Here is a 15197-nt window from a genome sequence, read left to right as displayed (position 1 = left end):
CGTCAATTTTCCAATGGGTGTATCTGTAAGAGTTCGTCCGGGGTGTAAAAGCCTTCTTTGTCCTTGGTCTGTTCCCGTACCCTTTTTACCTTTTCCTCTGAGATTACGGACGCCTTGTTTCCAAAAGCGTTGCGCACATAGGTGAGCACGGCGGCAATCTCATCGTCTTTCAAAAGGTCCTTGAAGGGCATCATGGGCACCTGCCCATCATACTGTATGCCCATAACTTTCATAGGGCCGTACAGCCCGTTCAGGGTGAGTTTTATGAGTCGGTCTTCACTGCCCGTTACCCAGGCTTGGTCCACCAAGGTGGGGTAACCGGCCGCTTGCAGCCCTGCCCCGCTCTCTTGGTGGCAGGTAACGCAGTAGCCCTCGGTCTCATAGATTTTTTTTCCCTTTATGAATTGGTCCAAATCCTTCCCCTTGAGGTGGGATACAACGGCCTCTTCTTCATCATCGGCCATAAAAGTATTGTTCAAGCGGGTTTCGGCGAAGGTGATGGCATCTTCCATCCATCGGTCAATGGTCTGTTCTTTGGCCAGGGCCAGTACCTCCAATCCCTCTTCCGGGGGCATCCAAGATGCCGCGGTGATGGCCTCCAAGCGCACCCTCCCGTGGGGGTCTTGTGCGGCTTTTTTCATCAGGGCCAAACGGTCTTCCAATTGGTGTCCCATATAGCGCAACACGCGCACGCCCGCGGCACGTGCCCTATGGTCCGGGGAGCTTAGCACGGCCCTCAAGAGCGGAGCCTCTACCTTGTTCAGGCCCCAGCTTACCCAAAGGGCCTCCAGTCTGTGGTGTTCATACCCGGGGTCGTTTTTGTCCAAAGCCGCCACCCAAGGGCCCAAGGCAGAAAGTACCTGTTCCCGATCTCTTGCCCGGAGCTCCCGTCTGCTCCGGTACCTGGTTCTGTATTCGGGCAGTTTCAGGTTATTGAGCAGGGTGCCAATGGGGGCACCGTGTATCTTGGCGGGTTCCACCAACGGACGCGAAGGGTAGGTAATGCGGTAGATCCTGCCGTGGACGTGATCGCGCAGCGGATCGCGGGCATTGTGCTGCATGTGCCCAATGAGTATGTTGTGCCAATCTGCCACGTAGAGCGAGCCGTCCGGGGCAAATTCCAGGTCCACCGGTCTAAAGTTCTTGTCCGTTGCGCTCAAGAGGTCTTGGCGGTGCTTGGTGGCAAAACCGGTGCCTTCCTCGATCATTCGGTGTTGTTTTATGCCCAAAAAGCCAATGGTGTTGCCCAAGAGCATGTCTCCCTGCACCTCGTCCGGAAAATGCCGGCTGGACACGAATTCCAGGCCAGAGGTGGGGCGCACCCTATGGTCCTCTTCAATGAGGTTTTCGGTTTTTGGGGCCGCCACCCCGTAAATGGGTCTTAGGGTACTGGGCATCATCCAGTTCACCACGGTACCGGAGGTTTGGAGAAAGAAATCCTGCCCCCAGGCATCAAAGGCAATCCCCCACGGATTGGGAATGCTCACCTGTACCGTTCGATCCAGTTTTTTGCGGTTGGGGTCATATCGGTAGAAACCGCCATTGGTGGCCCTAACGGGCCCATAGGGTGTTTCCACGTTGGTATGGAGAAATACCCCCTCTGCCATGTAAAAAGCGCCGGATGGGTCCGCGCAAAAGGCGGAAATGGCGTGGTGGGTGTCATGGTCGTCAAAACCGCTGAGCACTATTTCCACCGTATCGGCCTTGTCGTCCCCATCGGTATCGGAATACAGCTTTAAATGGGTGCCCTGGCTAATGTACACCCCCTCGGGGGCAAATTCAAAGCCTATGGGCAGGTGCAGGTTTTCGGCAAACACCGTTTGTTTGTCCGCTTTGCCGTCGTTGTCCGTATCTTCCAAGATCAGCAACTTGTCGTTTGGTTTTGGGTCGCCCGGCTTGTGGTGGGGGTAAGAGGGCATGGTGGCCACCCAAAGCCTTCCCTTGTTGTCAAAGGACAGCTGCACCGGGTTGGCCAGGTGGGGAAATTCCTTCTCGGAGGCAAAAAGGGATATGGCATAGCCCTCTGGTAGGGTAAGCGCTTGTACCGCCTCGTTCCCATACAGGTAGGTAGCGGCGCTGTCTTGGTCCGCCATTTTGTAGTTGGTCTCCACCGGGGGCAGGGGCGTGGTCTTTTTGTCCGCTAGGGCCACATCATAGTCCTGGTCTTGGGCCAGGGCCCAGATGGCAGTGTCCCTGATGGCGGTGAGTTCCCTTATCTTTTGTTGTTCAAAGGGGTAGTTGTCCGGGCCAAAGGGGGCGTAGCGCCTCCCGTTCACGTGCACGCCGTTGGGAATTTTGTAATCATTGTGCCAATAAAAGTTCTTTTCTGCCACTGCCGCCTTTATGGCATCGCGTTTTTCCGAAATGGGGCTTTTTTTGTTTCCAGTGATCTTATTGGCCAGGAAGGTGGCAAACCTCTCGTAGCCTTCTTGGTTCATTTGGTAGCCGTCAATGGTCAGTTCATCTGGGCCCGCGAACCATTTTTTCGATGGCTCAAAGGCATTGATGAACGGAATGTTTTCCTCCTGGCATATTTCCTGCATCGCTTGGGTGTACCGGCCAAAGTTTTCGTTCTCCAGTTGCCCGTTGGGCAGGTCATGCCTGTAAGACAGATCTTCAAAGGCAATGGGCGAGACCAGGATGAGCTCGGGTGCGCTTACCCCATTGTACCGCTGTGCTTTGGTATGTTCTATAAAGGCCCGCAGTTCTGCCTTAAACCCCTCCAGTCCCGCCGGGCCCATAAAGGCCTCGTTGCTCCCAAAAAAGGCAATGACCACATCTGCGCCCTGTCTTTTTAGCCAGTCGTCCGGATAGTCGGCAAAGCCCTCGCTGCCGGAGTTGGTGGCCAGTTCGGTCTGAAATTTTTCTGCCCCGGGAAAGGCCCAAGGGGTGTTCCGTGAGGAGTGTGGCCTAAATCCTGGGGTGTCCCCACCATCGCACATGTTCCTAATGGTCAGGGAATCCGTTGGGTGGCGCAGGTGCATTTCGGTTTCAAAACCGCCGTAGTGCATCATCCGGGAACCCAGATTGTTTCCAATAAGCGCCACCTTGGTGTTGGGCCCTATGGTGGCCAAGGGCGCTTCTTTTGGGGTACATCCCACGGCAAGAAAAAACAGCATCCACAGGGCAATGGGCACATAAAGGGGAAGGGGCGGTTCATGGTCCCTCTGCATGCCGCTGGTTTTCATCAACATAAATACCTTTTATTTTGGACCTAAATATAATTAATAAAAGCCACCCGGAGGTGGCTTTTGCTTGAATTTGGTGCCGTTGGTACTACATCGGGTTCCGTTTCCGCGGACCTAAAAATCGCGGTAGTCCCCGGCCAAGAAGGCGTTGGCCTCCTCTTCCGCGAACCTGGCGTTGGCACTGTCCCAGTTCAGGGTCCTGTTGGGGAACCTCCCTGCTATGACCCCCAGCAGAATGGTCTCGGTGAGCCTGGCGGAATAGGAGAAGGGGGCGCTGCACTCGGCTTTGCCAAGACAAGCATCCACAAACTCGTGATAATGCTTGGGTCCTTCAGAGCCATAGTTGCGTATGGGTTTGCCCATCTTATGGGCTTTTTCCACGGCGGCGATCTCTTTGGAGATGTCCACGTATTGGCCATCCACGATCTTGCGGGGCAGTTGCATGAAATGGGGCAACAGCAGCCTGCCTTTTTCACCGATGAACATGGCGCCTTGGTCCGGTAGTGCCCCCTCTTGGGCCACTGGGGCATCCAGCGACATTTTTTCTTCCACGGACTTTTCTGCGGTGTCCTTTTTGCGCTCCTTCTTGGTCATGCCCGGCAACAGGAGGTCTTCGTGGTCCCTTGGTGCGCCGGGGCCATCGTACCATACCCACTTTAGACTTTCGGTGGTGTAGGGCGTGGCCGGGAACTCATAGGTAACGATGTTGTTCTCCGGAAAGCCGTACCCGTTGGGCGGGCGGCATTCGTTCCTGATGGTGCGCGGCACGTCCAGGGCCAGGGCGTTGTAGGGGGTATCAAAAATATGGACGCCCATATCGCCAAGTGTACCGCACCCATAATCTACCAATTTGCGCCAGTTGCCCGGGTGGTAGGTATCTTTTTTATAAGGTCTCTTGGCAGAGGTTCCCAGCCAGAGGTTCCAGTCCAAGCTGTCCGGAACGGTGTCCTCGCCCTGGGGTATGGGGCCGTCATAGCCCCAGTTCTTTGGAGACCAAGCCCGTACGGTGTGCACCTTGCCAATGATGCCGGATTGGATCAACAGCGTGGCCAGTTTGTAATCATAAAAGGAGTGTACCTGTATGCCCATTTGGGTCACCAAGCCTTTTTCCTCGGCCAACTTCTTCATGGCCCGTGCCTCCGATACGTAGTGGGTAAGGGGTTTTTGGCAGTACACCGGCTTGTTCATGTTCATGGCCATGATCGAGGCCGGGGCGTGGCTGTGGTCCGGGGTGGAAACAATGACGGCATCCACCTCGTTCTCCAGTTCTTTGAGCATGACCCGGTAATCTTTATAGGTCTTGGCGTTGGGGTACAATTTTTTGGCGGCGGCCAGATTGTTGGCGTCCACATCGCACAGTGCGGTAACGTCCACTTTGGGGTGGGAGGCAATGTCCCGTAGGTCTTCACCGCCCATATTGCCCACACCGATGTGTGCTGTTCGCAGTCTTTTGTCCTGGCCCATGGCCATTAGGCCCGAGGGCAACAGGGCCAAGGAGGACAGGGCGGCCGATTTTTTAAGAAATTCTCTTTTGTTCATTACAAGGGGTTTCTGGGATTATAATTTTTTTATCTTGATGTTCCTGAACCAGATCGGGCTGCTATGGTCCTGGAACCCGATGAAGCCTTTTTTGTACTTGCCGTAGTCCGGACTGTTTTTCCATTTGTCCGAATTTTTCTTCTCGTACCACTCCTCGGACCAGGGTACAAAGGAAAGCACCATGGCTCCGTTGAGCCAATGCTCCACGCGCTCTGGTGTAAAGACGATTTTGGAGGAGTTCCATTCTCCAACCGGGTTCAGTTTCTTCTTGGAATCGTCCGCAGGGTGCATTGCATAGTCCGAGGCCGTGCGCTGCAGTGGTTTCAGTTCTTCCGGTCTTTCGGTATATCCCAAGCTTAGGTTGTACTCTTTTAAACTGTGGATGTCCGCGTAGTTTTCGTCGTCTATCAATTGATATTCCGGAGCTACTTCCGGCGGGGCACCGTAGCCTTCCTTGATGTGATAAAAAATGCCGCTGTTGCCGCCTTTTGGCAACTTCCATTCCACATAAAGCTCAAAATTGTCAAATTCCTCCGCCCCATAGATAATGTCCTTGCCGCCCTTGTAGTCCTGTTCCAGTCCCAGTTCGGTGTCAAAGGTCAGGGCGTTGTTTTCAATGGTCCATCCCGGGGGCAGGCTTTCTCCATTGTAGGCCCGCCATCCCTTGGTGCTGGTACCGTCAAAGAGAACGATCCAATCGTCCTTTTCGGTCGTGGCCGCTTCTGGGGCATCCGTATCCTTGCCCGCTTTTACATCTTTCTTTGCCTCTTGGCATGAGGCCAAGAACAGCAGCGATGCCGCTGCTGTGCATATCCATTTGTTCGTCATAGAAAGTGATTCTTGAATTAACGGCAAAAGGTACAAAAAATCCTTTGTTCTTGTACGCTTTTCAGCTAAGGGGAATCCAAAACTGTGCCAAGGGGGCACGCACCGATAAAATGGCGAACAGGAAAGGCCAGCCAACGGAAAATGACCTGCCCACGGTTTGATCATGGCGCAGGTACCCTTATCCGGTGGGCTTTCATTATCCCGGAAAAAAAATCGGGGCGTGCACGCCCCGATGGTTAGGTAATACCATTTCCCAATTGAAAATAAGCCGATGAATGGTTTCTATTTACGCCCTACTTCAAAATAAAAATAAGCCGTAGCTGGGGAATGCCTGATTTTTCTTTTTCGCAGGCCAAAAGAATAATTCCATTTCTATGGCTGCATTTCAAACGAGAACTGGTATAAAAGCAACAGCGGATGCTATCTATGGATGGTCTGTTTGCGATCGGGTCCCACGGAGACTATTTTGATGGGCACCTGCAATTCGGCCTCCAAAAAGGCAATATAGTCGTTCAGGGCCTTGGGGAGTTGCGCTGCGGCCGACATTTGGGTAAGGTCTTCCTGCCAGCCGTCCATTTCGGTATAGATGGGGGTCACGTTCTGCGCCTCAATGTTGTAGGGCAGGTGGGTGATCTTGTTTCCCTTGTAGTTGTAGGCCGTGCAGACCTTTAGTTTTTCAAAACCGCTGAGCACATCGCCCTTCATCATCATCAATTGGGTGACCCCGTTGATGTTCACGGCGTACTTCAGTGCCACCAGGTCCAACCAGCCACATCTCCTGGGGCGTCCGGTGGTGGCCCCGAATTCGTTGCCCACGCGCCCCATGGTCTCCCCGTCCTGATCGAACAGTTCGGTGGGGAAGGGGCCGCTGCCCACCCTGGTGGTATAGGCCTTGAAGATGCCCATGACCTCTTTGATCCTGTTGGGCGCCACGCCCAGCCCGGTGCAGGCCCCTGCCGCGGTGGTGTTGGAAGAGGTCACAAAGGGGTAGGTGCCAAAATCTATGTCCAACAAGGATCCCTGGGCCCCTTCGGCCAGAATTTTTTTACCGGCTTTCTGGGCCTGGTGCAGGTATTCTTCGCTGTCTATGAAGGGCAAGGCCTTCAGGGCACCAATGGAGTCAAAGAAATCTGCTTCCAGTTCGGCCAGGTTGTACTGTATGTCCACGTTGTAGAAATTGATCATGGCCTCGTGCTTGTTGGCCAGGGCGCGGTATTTCTCCTTCCAGTCGTCCAGTTCCAGGTCTCCCACCCGGAGTCCGTTTCTGCCGGTCTTGTCCATATAGGTGGGGCCAATGCCCTTGAGGGTGGATCCGATCTTGGCCTTGCCCTTGGCCGTTTCGCTGGCGGCATCCAGCAATCTGTGGGTGGGCAGGATCAGGTGGGCCTTTCTGGAAATGAGCAGGGTGGAGCTTAGGTCCAGCCCAAAGCCTTCCAGCGCCTGAAGTTCTTTTTTGAAAATGACGGGATCGATCACCACGCCATTGCCCACCACGTTCACCGCATTCTTGTGGAAAATGCCCGAGGGTATGGTGTGGAGCACATGCTTTATGCCATCGAACTCCAGGGTGTGGCCGGCGTTGGGCCCCCCTTGAAACCTGGCAATGATATCATAATCCTTGGTGAGGACGTCCACGATCTTGCCTTTTCCTTCGTCACCCCATTGTAGGCCCAACAATAAATCTACTGCCATGAATTGTATGCTTGAATTGGTTATTGTTCTGTTTTGTTCTTTGTCCCGTAAAAATACAGGGAATGGGTGTTGATCTTAATATTGAACACCTCTTCTATGGTCTTTTTTATGGATTGGATCCTGGGATCGCAAAACTCCATCACCTCTCCCGTATCGGTCAGGATCACGTGGTCATGCTGGCGGTCAAAATAGGATTTTTCGTATTGTGCCTGGTTCTTCCCAAATTGGTGCTTGCGCACCAACTTGCAGTCCAGCAAGAGCTCAATGGTATTGTACAGGGTGGCACGGCTCACCCTATAGTTCTTGTCCTTCATTTTAAGGTAGAGCGACTCTATGTCAAAATGCTCCTCACTATCGTAAATTTCTTGGAGTATGGCATATCTCTCGGGAGTTTTCCTATGCCCGTTATCGTTTAAAAAAGTGGTAAAAACGTTTTTTACGATCTCTTGATCGGCGTCCGTGGCCATACCTTTTCGACTTAGTCTGCAAAGGTACAGCTAAATTTTAATTTGGTTCGGGTGCAGGCGCAAATCTGGCGCCCCAGATCGGGCCGGCCTGGCCTGTGTTCCGCACCAACCTTAGGCACGGGTCACTTTTTCAATGCCGTTGATCTGTTTCAGGTTTTCCATCACCTTTTTTAAAATGGCATTGTTCTTGACCACCACGGTGATCTCGCCGGTAAACGTGCCCCCGTCCGTGCGGAAGTTGAGGTTGCGCATGTTCACGTGCAGGTTGTTGGAAATGACCTCCGTGATCTCACTGATCAGGCCAAGGTTGTCTATTCCCGTTAATCTCAGGTCTGCCTTGAATTCTTCCTGTGTACTGTCCACCCATTTTGCGCTGATGATGCGGTAGGCGTAGTTGGATTGCAGTGAAATGGCATTGGGACAGTTCTTTTTGTGCACCTTTATGCCTTCGGACACGCTCACAAAACCAAACACTTCGTCCCCTGGAATGGGATTGCAGCAAGGAGACAGCCTGTAGTCCAGTTTTTCTTCTTCCTTGCCAAAGACCAGCATGTCATAGTTACTGGTCACCTCCTCTTCGTGCGAGGCCTGTGGGGCCGGACTCCGCCTGATCCTGTTTTTGAAAAAGTTGATAAAGGCGTTGTTGTAGGACGAGGCAAAATCCTTGATGCGCTGGTTGTCAATGGCACCCGTGCCCACCCGGTAAAAAAGGTCCAGACTGGTCTTGAGCTTAAAGTATTGAACCATTTTGTTCACCACATCCTCGTTAATGGTGATTTTTTGGGACTTTAGCTTGCGCCGAAGGATTTCCTTGCCTTCCTCGCCAATTTCCTTTTTTTCTTCCCTCAAGACCGATTTGATCTTGGATCGGGCCTTGGCCGTAGTGGCGTAGTCCAGCCAATTCTGGTTGGGCTTGGCCTGGTTGGAGGTAATGATCTCCACCCTGTCGCCACTGTGCAGCGTACTGTTCAGCGGAACCAGCTTGCCGTTCACCCGGGCCCCGCGGGTACGCATGCCCACCTCGGTATGGATGGTAAAGGCAAAATCCAGCGGGGTGGCCCCTTTGGGCAGGGATTTTAGGTCTCCCTGGGGCGTAAAGACAAAAATTTCCTTGGAATAGAGGTTCAGTTTAAATTCCTCCACGAAGTCCACCGCATTGCTGTTGGCGTTTTCCAGGGCCTCCTGTAAGCGGTTAAGCCAGGTCTCAATGCCCTGTTCCTTTTGGTCTCCGTGCTTGTACTTGAAATGGGCGGCGTACCCTTTCTCTGCAATTTCGTGCATGCGCTCGCTACGTATCTGCACTTCCACCCACTTGTTCTGGGGCCCCATCACCGTAATGTGCAGGGCTTCATAGCCGGTGGATTTTGGGGAAGAGATCCAGTCCCGGAGCCGGGTGGGGTTGGGGGTAAAGTGGTCCGTGATAATGGAATAGATCTTCCAGGCAAAGAACTTTTCTTGCTTCACCTCGGATTTGTAGATGATCCTCAGGGCAAACTTGTCGTAGATCTCCTCAAAGGGCACGTTCTGCATCTTCATCTTGCGCCGCATGGAAAAGATGCTCTTCATCCTTCCCTTGATGGTGCAGTCCAGGCCCTCTTTTTTCAAGGAGGTGTCAATGATCTCCGAAAAGGCATCAATGTACGCCTGCTGTTCCTCCTTGCTGTCCTCTATTTTGTTCTTGATGTCATGGTACACCTCCGGCTCGGTGTATTTTAGGCTCAGGTCTTCCAGTTCCGTCTTAATGTTGTAGAGGCCGATCCTGTGGGCCAGGGGTGCGTAGATGTACAGGGTCTCCGAGGCGATCTTTACCTGCTTGTGCTCCGGCATGGCGTCCATGGTGAGCATGTTGTGGTAACGATCGGCTATCTTAATGATGATCACCCGGACATCGTCATTTAGGGTAAGGAGCATTTTCCTGAAGTTCTCCGCCTGTTGGGAGATGTTCATGTCCTTCTTTAAATGGGCGATCTTGGTGAGGCCGTCCACGATCCTGGCCACGGTCTCGCCAAACATACGGTCTATGTCGTCCAGGGTGTATTGGGTGTCTTCCACCACGTCATGCAGCAGGGCAGAGGCAATGGACACGGCGTCCAGGCCAATTTCCGAGGCCACGATCTTGGCCACGGCTATGGGATGGAAAATATAGGCCTCGCCAGATTTTCGCCTTTGGTCCTTGTGGGCATCCACGGCCACCTCAAAAGCGGAACGGATCAGCTGTTTGTCGTCGTCCGTGAGCGTTTGGTAGCTAATGTGCAGCAACTCCTTGTATTGCCGGGCTATGAGCTTGTTTTCCTTTTCTATTGCGGTTTGGGTCATGCAAGCATAAAATTAACACAATCTTCCCAAGGTAACAACAAATATCATGCCTTTAAGTTCCGGATTCTGTCCTTTAGGGGAGGGTGGGAATAGTGCATGAAAACATAGGCGGGGTGGGGCGTTAGGTTGCTCAGGTTGTTCTTGGAGAGCTTTTTCAGGGCGCCCGTCAGTGCGGTGCCGGAGAAGGTCTCCTTGGCAAAGGCATCTGCTTGGTATTCAAATTTTCTGGACAGATGGTTCATGATCAGGCCGGTGACCTCGGACACGGGGCTGTAGAGAATGCCAAAGCCCAACAGGGCCGCATGGAAGCTGGGCTGCCCCACACCAATGGCCATGGCCAGGGCGCTGTTGTTCACAAACAGGCTAAGCACAAAGAGCATGAGCCCGGTAAGGGCAATGGACGCCGCCAAATTGAACAGCACGTGCCTTTTTTTGTAGTGTCCCACCTCGTGGGCCAAAACCGCCACTATCTCATCTTCCTCAAGATCGTGCAGCAAGGTGTCATACAGGGCAATGCGCTTTTGTTTGCCCAGCCCGGAAAAGTAGGCGTTGGCCTTGGTGGATCTTTTGGAACCGTTGATCACAAAGATCTGGCCCAGGTCAAAACCCACCTTTTTGGCGTAGTTTTCAATACCGGCCTTGAGGCTGCCCTCCGGAAGGGGCTCCTGTTGGTTAAACAGGGGCACAATGAGCTTGCTGTAAAAGAGGTTCATGAGCAGGGTGAACACCGCAATGGTGCCCCAGGCATAGAGCCAAAAGTGGGCACCCGCCCATTCAAAGAACCAAATGATGGCGGAGAGCAAAAGGCCGCCCACCACGATCATGAGCCCCCAGGATTTCAATTTGTCCAGAAAAAAGGTGGCCAGGGTGGTCTTGTTGAACCCGAAGCGCTCTTCTATGACAAAGGTATGGTAATAGGCAAAGGGCAGGTGCAACAGGTCACTGCCCAAAAGCAGTGCCCCAAAGAACAGCAGTGCCCGGGGTATGGCACCATCGCTCCAGTTGCGCACCAGGTCATCTATCCAGGCAAAACCGCCAAAGAGCAGGAACCCCAACATCAAGAGAAAGGAAAAGAGGGAGGTGAGCGTTCCAAACCGGTACTGGCTGCGCTTGTAGCGCTGGGATTTTTGGTAGGCTTCCGCGTTGTACACGTCTCGCACCTCCTCGGGAAGGGGATGGGCAAAGCGCCGGGCATTTAAATGGTTCAGCAGGGTGGTGAGCAGGAACTCGGCAACCAGAATGCCAATGATGCAGTACAGGTAAAAAGGGTTCTCCATGGGCCTTCGGGGACAACACCTTAAACAACCGTTCTGTTCAGCGGTTTTTGCGTTGTCGCTTGGCCTCAAATATAAGTATTGCCGCCGATACCGATACGTTCATGGAGTCAATTTTACCTTCCATCGGGATTATGGTGTTCTTGGTGGAGGCCAACAGCCATTCCGGGGTGAGTCCGTCGTGTTCCGTGCCCACCACAATGGCGCTGGGTCCGCGGAAATCAATCTCCAGATAGGGCACTGCCGCAGAAAGTGCCGCGCAAAAGATGCCCACCCGCTTTTCTTGCAAAAAGGCAATGATCTCCGGGCTGCTGGCCGTGGCAATCTTTCGGGAGAACACACAGCCCACGCTACTGCGCACCACATTGGGATTGTAGAGGTCCGTCTTGGGGTTGGCAATGATCACCGCGTCCAGGTTGGCGGCATCCGCCGTGCGCAACAAGGCCCCAATGTTTCCCGGTTTTTCCGGGGCCTCGGCCACCAGGATCAGCGGATTGCGGCCCAGGTCTCCCAAATGCCGCAGGCCGTGCGCCTTGGCGTGCATGACGGCAAGAATGCCCTCCGTGCCCGATCGGTGCGCCATTTTCCCGTACACCTGGGGCGTCACGGAAATGACCTCCGGTCGCTGTGCGCCCCACAGGAGGCGAAGATCGTCCGGGACCGGCATCAGGGCCCCGCAATAAAAGAGCGTCTTTATGGAGTACCCGGCCGCTACGGCCAATTGCAGTTCCCGTTGGCCCTCTACCACAAACAATCCCGTTTTAAGGCGTTCCCGGGATTTTTCCTTTAGGGCCACCACTTCCTTGACACGGACATTTTGTACACTGCTAATGTGCTTGCTAGGGGTCATGGTGCAAAAGTAAGGAAAGTGGGGCTGCCAAACGGAGGCAGGTCTTCAGGTTTTCATGGCACGGAGTTTCGCCTTGCGTGCCCGGCAAACCGATCGGGGCCATCCCATCCATGGTCTTGGCCTTTTGCTGTGCGGTGTGCGCGGCCGGGGCCCTATCTTTGCCCTGTGGCGCCCGGCCGCCAAGGCTGTGTTGTGATGCGGTCCGTTGGGGTTTGGAGCCGCCGGTCCGCGCCCCGCAAAAAGGGGAGGGATCCTTGGGACCCGGGGGCCACCGTGGCGCCCGGCCGGCAAGGTGGCATATATGGCACGCTTGCCCTACCTTTGTTGTCCCGAGGGTGTGCCCGGGGCAGGCGGGGCGGCCAGGGATTTAAAAAAGAAAGGTAAGATACTATGCTGTACGGGTTGGTCTTGGCAGGGGGGAGAAGTTCGCGCATGGGGTCGGACAAGGGCCTGCTGTACTACCACGGCAAACCGCAGCGCGAACACCTGTACCAGATGTTGGCCCCCCTGTGCGATCGGGTGTACCTGAGCCTGCGCCCCGACCAGGTGGCGGCCGTACCGCCCCACTACCGGGTGGTGGCCGATACCAATGAGCACGGCGGACCTTTTAACGGACTGTTGAGCGCACAGAAGAAACATCCCGGGGCAAGTTGGCTGGTGCTGGCCTGTGACCTCCCCTTAATGGACCGGCCCGCCTTGGACCGGCTTCTGGCCAAAAGGGAGCGTGCCCGCGTGGCCAGTGCCTTTTCCCAAGAGGGCAGCGGCCGCCCCGAGCCCCTGGCCGCCATTTGGGAAGCCCACGGCCTGGAGGCCGCCCGGCAGTTTTTGGAAGGCGGAGGCCCACCATCGCCACAGCGCTTTCTGCTGGAGAACCAGGCCCATTTGGTGCACCCAAGGCGGCCCCAGGTGTTGTTCAACGCAAACTCGGTGCAGGAATACCAGCAGCTGCTGGCCCTCCTGCAAAAACGGAGACCATGATCAAGGAACCCCACAAAACAAGAAACGGAACATGACGGACCAGCGCTACCATAGACAGCTTATTTTAAAGGGTTTTGGCCCGGAAGGACAGCAAAAATTGGCCCGGGCCCGTGTTTTGGTCGTGGGCGCCGGCGGACTCGGCGTGCCCGTGCTCACCTATCTCAACGCCATGGGCGTGGGCACCCTGGGCATAGTGGATGCCGATGTGGTACAGGCCTCCAACCTGCACCGCCAAGTGCTCTACGAGGCAGACCAGGTGGGCCAGTCAAAGGTCCGGGCCGCCAAGGCACGGCTCGGCGCACAGAACCCACATACCCAAATTGAGGCCCACCCCGTGCAGTTCACGGTACACAATGCCATGGAGCTCTTGGCCGGATATGACCTTGTGGTGGATGCGACCGATAATTTCCCCACCCGCTACCTGATCAACGATGCCTGTGTGCTGCGCCGCATACCTTTTGTCTATGGCGCGTTGCACGCCTTCCAGGGGCAGGTGAGCGTCTTTAATTACAAGGGCGGCCCCACCTACCGCTGCCTCTTTCCCGAGATGCCCGGGCCAGATACCGTGCCCGACTGCAACACCCACGGGGTGCTGGGCATTTTGCCCGGCATCATTGGGAATCTGCAGGCCCTGGAAGCCATAAAGGTGATCACCGGTCTGGGGCAAGTGCTCTCCGGGATTTTGCTGCTTTATGATGCCCTGGCACAGCAAACACGGCAGATGCGTTTTTCCAAAAATCCGGAAAATGTGCGCATTGCGGAACTTAGGCCAAGCTACACGTTCAGCTGTGCCGCGCCCGTGCCTTCCGTCACGGCAAAAATGTTGGGCGAGCTCCTAAAGGAAGGGCAGCCCTTTGTTCTGGACGTGCGCACCGAGGCCGAATTTCGGGTCGGGCACATTGCCGGGGCCAAGAACATTCCCTTGCCCCGCTTAAAGGACGGTATGCACCAATTGGAGGGAGCGCGGGAAGTATATGTCATCTGCCAATCCGGGGCCCGCAGTCTCCGGGCGGTGCAGCAGCTGAGCGAAGCCATGCCCAGCACTGTTTTTTTTCAGGTCGAAGGCGGAATGAACCAATACCAGCCCCATGATGCTTCCCATTGAGCAGTTGCTGTTGCTTTGTGCCGCTTTTTTTGTGGTGTCCGCGCTCTACGCCTCGGTGGGCTTTGGGGGCGGTAGCAGCTATTTGGCCTTGTTGGCCCTATTTGTCGGGTCCTTTTTTGCCATCCGCTCCATTGCGCTGATCTGCAATCTGGTGGTGGTCTCCGGGAGCACCTATCTCTACATTAAGGGTGGCCACGCCAAGTGGCGGCATTTTCTCCCCTTTGTGCTCACCAGTGTTCCCCTGGCCTTCCTTGGGGCCACCTTTAGGCTCAAGGAACAGATGTTTTTCATTGTTTTGGGGCTGGCCTTGATCGGTTCCGCCCTGTCCCTGTTCTGGCAGACCTTCGCTTCCGCCCAGGCAGATCGGGTACGGCCCTACCCCAGGACCCTTCCCTATGTTTTGGGTACGGGCATAGGCTTTCTTTCCGGGCTGGTGGGCATAGGGGGCGGCATCTTTTTGGCGCCGGTGCTCAACCACCTAAAGTGGGGCAGGGCCGTGGTCATTGCCGCCCTGGCCAGTTTCTTCATCCTGGTAAATTCCCTGGCCGGGCTGGGGGGGCTGGTCTGGGCCGGGACCTTGGAGCTCCCTTGGGTAGAGACCGCCTGCCTGGCGGTGACCGTGTTTGTGGGCGGCCAATTGGGGGTGCGCATCAGTCTAAAGCGCTTCTCGGCCACGGCCATAAAGCGCATCACGGCCATTTTGGTGCTGCTCGTGGGCCTGCGCGTACTGTTGGTGCACGGATTGCAGTGGTTCTGAGCCCTGGTTATGGGCGTTCCCTGCGGGCCGGGCTATGCGCTGCAAGTCCGCGCTCGTGCCTCGCTGTGGGCTTTTCGCTCCTATCCCTAACGCGGGCCCCGGGGCCTGCCAAGTGCCTGTGGCCCTAGGGAGCCCTTTCGGTGTTGCAGTGGTGGCCCTTGGGCTTGGTTGGGCCAAGATGCCACCGGGACCATGGGAAGGGA

11 protein-coding genes are annotated in these 15197 nt (G+C 55.1%); 3 read left to right on the top strand and 8 right to left on the bottom strand.

The genetic code is table 11. The annotated features are described in order from the left end of the window. Positions 1-2: 2 nt before the first annotated feature. The 8 genes from ACKWCC_RS03645 to ACKWCC_RS03610 form a co-directional block, all read right to left on the bottom strand. Positions 3-3194: a PVC-type heme-binding CxxCH protein gene (locus ACKWCC_RS03645; RefSeq protein WP_413994540.1), complete on the bottom strand. Its 3192-nt coding sequence runs from the start codon at positions 3192-3194 to the stop codon at positions 3-5. Positions 3195-3302: 108 nt separating this feature from the next. After that, a complete protein-coding gene (locus tag ACKWCC_RS03640) occupies positions 3303-4727 on the bottom strand; it encodes a Gfo/Idh/MocA family protein (protein ID WP_413994539.1) in 1425 nt (474 codons plus the stop codon). An 18-nt stretch (positions 4728-4745) separates the two neighbouring features. Further along, complete coding sequence (locus tag ACKWCC_RS03635; protein WP_413994538.1) at positions 4746-5555, bottom strand: 3-keto-disaccharide hydrolase; 810 nt, start codon at positions 5553-5555, stop codon at positions 4746-4748. A gap of 420 nt (positions 5556-5975) precedes the next feature. Continuing rightward, on the bottom strand, positions 5976-7247 hold the full coding sequence (locus ACKWCC_RS03630; protein ID WP_413994537.1) for an adenylosuccinate synthase: 1272 nt from the start codon (positions 7245-7247) through the stop codon (positions 5976-5978). Between the two features lie 20 nt (positions 7248-7267). After that, positions 7268-7714 carry a Fur family transcriptional regulator gene (locus tag ACKWCC_RS03625; RefSeq protein ID WP_413994536.1) on the bottom strand — a complete coding sequence of 149 codons (447 nt, stop codon included), beginning with the start codon at positions 7712-7714 and terminating at the stop codon, positions 7268-7270. A gap of 111 nt (positions 7715-7825) precedes the next feature. Continuing rightward, the gene (locus ACKWCC_RS03620; protein ID WP_413994535.1) at positions 7826-10030 is read right to left on the bottom strand and encodes a RelA/SpoT family protein; all 2205 of its coding nucleotides are present in this window, start codon (positions 10028-10030) and stop codon (positions 7826-7828) included. Between the two features lie 44 nt (positions 10031-10074). Continuing rightward, positions 10075-11307 (bottom strand): M48 family metallopeptidase, encoded by a 1233-nt coding sequence (locus tag ACKWCC_RS03615; RefSeq protein WP_413994534.1) that lies wholly within the window; start codon positions 11305-11307, stop codon positions 10075-10077. A gap of 37 nt (positions 11308-11344) precedes the next feature. After that, the gene (locus ACKWCC_RS03610; RefSeq protein ID WP_413994533.1) at positions 11345-12154 is read right to left on the bottom strand and encodes a TrmH family RNA methyltransferase; all 810 of its coding nucleotides are present in this window, start codon (positions 12152-12154) and stop codon (positions 11345-11347) included. Between the two features lie 390 nt (positions 12155-12544). Between ACKWCC_RS03610 and ACKWCC_RS03605 the strand changes: the two genes are divergently transcribed. Genes ACKWCC_RS03605 through ACKWCC_RS03595 form a run of 3 tightly spaced genes read left to right on the top strand, consistent with a single transcriptional unit; the run spans position 12545 to position 14994 of the window. Next, positions 12545-13132, top strand: a complete 588-nt coding sequence (locus tag ACKWCC_RS03605) for an NTP transferase domain-containing protein (RefSeq protein WP_413994532.1) — start codon at positions 12545-12547, stop codon at positions 13130-13132. 31 nt (positions 13133-13163) lie between these two features. Continuing rightward, positions 13164-14237, top strand: coding sequence for a molybdopterin-synthase adenylyltransferase MoeB (gene moeB / locus ACKWCC_RS03600; protein ID WP_413994531.1), 1074 nt, complete (start codon positions 13164-13166; stop codon positions 14235-14237). Next, on the top strand, positions 14221-14994 hold the full coding sequence (locus tag ACKWCC_RS03595; RefSeq protein WP_413994530.1) for a sulfite exporter TauE/SafE family protein: 774 nt from the start codon (positions 14221-14223) through the stop codon (positions 14992-14994). Before moeB ends, ACKWCC_RS03595 begins: the two co-directional genes overlap by 17 nt. Positions 14995-15197: the final 203 nt, after the last annotated feature.

Source organism: Maribacter aquimarinus, from assembly GCF_047345505.1.
In the GTDB taxonomy this organism is placed as follows: Bacteria; Bacteroidota; Bacteroidia; order Flavobacteriales; family Flavobacteriaceae; genus Maribacter.
The sequence above is the reverse complement of the archived record's forward strand: the minus strand, read 5'-3'. Positions and strand labels throughout refer to the sequence as shown.

Excerpts from the sequence above, each read along its gene's own strand:
- ACKWCC_RS03645 (WP_413994540.1), bottom strand. The coding sequence starts at position 3,194 with ATGTTGATGAAAACCAGCGGCATGCAGAGGGACCATGAACCGCCCCTT.
- ACKWCC_RS03640 (WP_413994539.1), bottom strand. The coding sequence starts at position 4,727 with ATGAACAAAAGAGAATTTCTTAAAAAATCGGCCGCCCTGTCCTCCTTG.
- ACKWCC_RS03635 (WP_413994538.1), bottom strand. The coding sequence starts at position 5,555 with ATGACGAACAAATGGATATGCACAGCAGCGGCATCGCTGCTGTTCTTG.
- ACKWCC_RS03630 (WP_413994537.1), bottom strand. The coding sequence starts at position 7,247 with ATGGCAGTAGATTTATTGTTGGGCCTACAATGGGGTGACGAAGGAAAA.
- ACKWCC_RS03625 (WP_413994536.1), bottom strand. The coding sequence starts at position 7,714 with ATGGCCACGGACGCCGATCAAGAGATCGTAAAAAACGTTTTTACCACT.
- ACKWCC_RS03620 (WP_413994535.1), bottom strand. The coding sequence starts at position 10,030 with ATGACCCAAACCGCAATAGAAAAGGAAAACAAGCTCATAGCCCGGCAA.
- ACKWCC_RS03615 (WP_413994534.1), bottom strand. The coding sequence starts at position 11,307 with ATGGAGAACCCTTTTTACCTGTACTGCATCATTGGCATTCTGGTTGCC.
- ACKWCC_RS03610 (WP_413994533.1), bottom strand. The coding sequence starts at position 12,154 with ATGACCCCTAGCAAGCACATTAGCAGTGTACAAAATGTCCGTGTCAAG.
- ACKWCC_RS03605 (WP_413994532.1), top strand. The coding sequence starts at position 12,545 with ATGCTGTACGGGTTGGTCTTGGCAGGGGGGAGAAGTTCGCGCATGGGG.
- moeB (WP_413994531.1), top strand. The coding sequence starts at position 13,164 with ATGACGGACCAGCGCTACCATAGACAGCTTATTTTAAAGGGTTTTGGC.
- ACKWCC_RS03595 (WP_413994530.1), top strand. The coding sequence starts at position 14,221 with ATGATGCTTCCCATTGAGCAGTTGCTGTTGCTTTGTGCCGCTTTTTTT.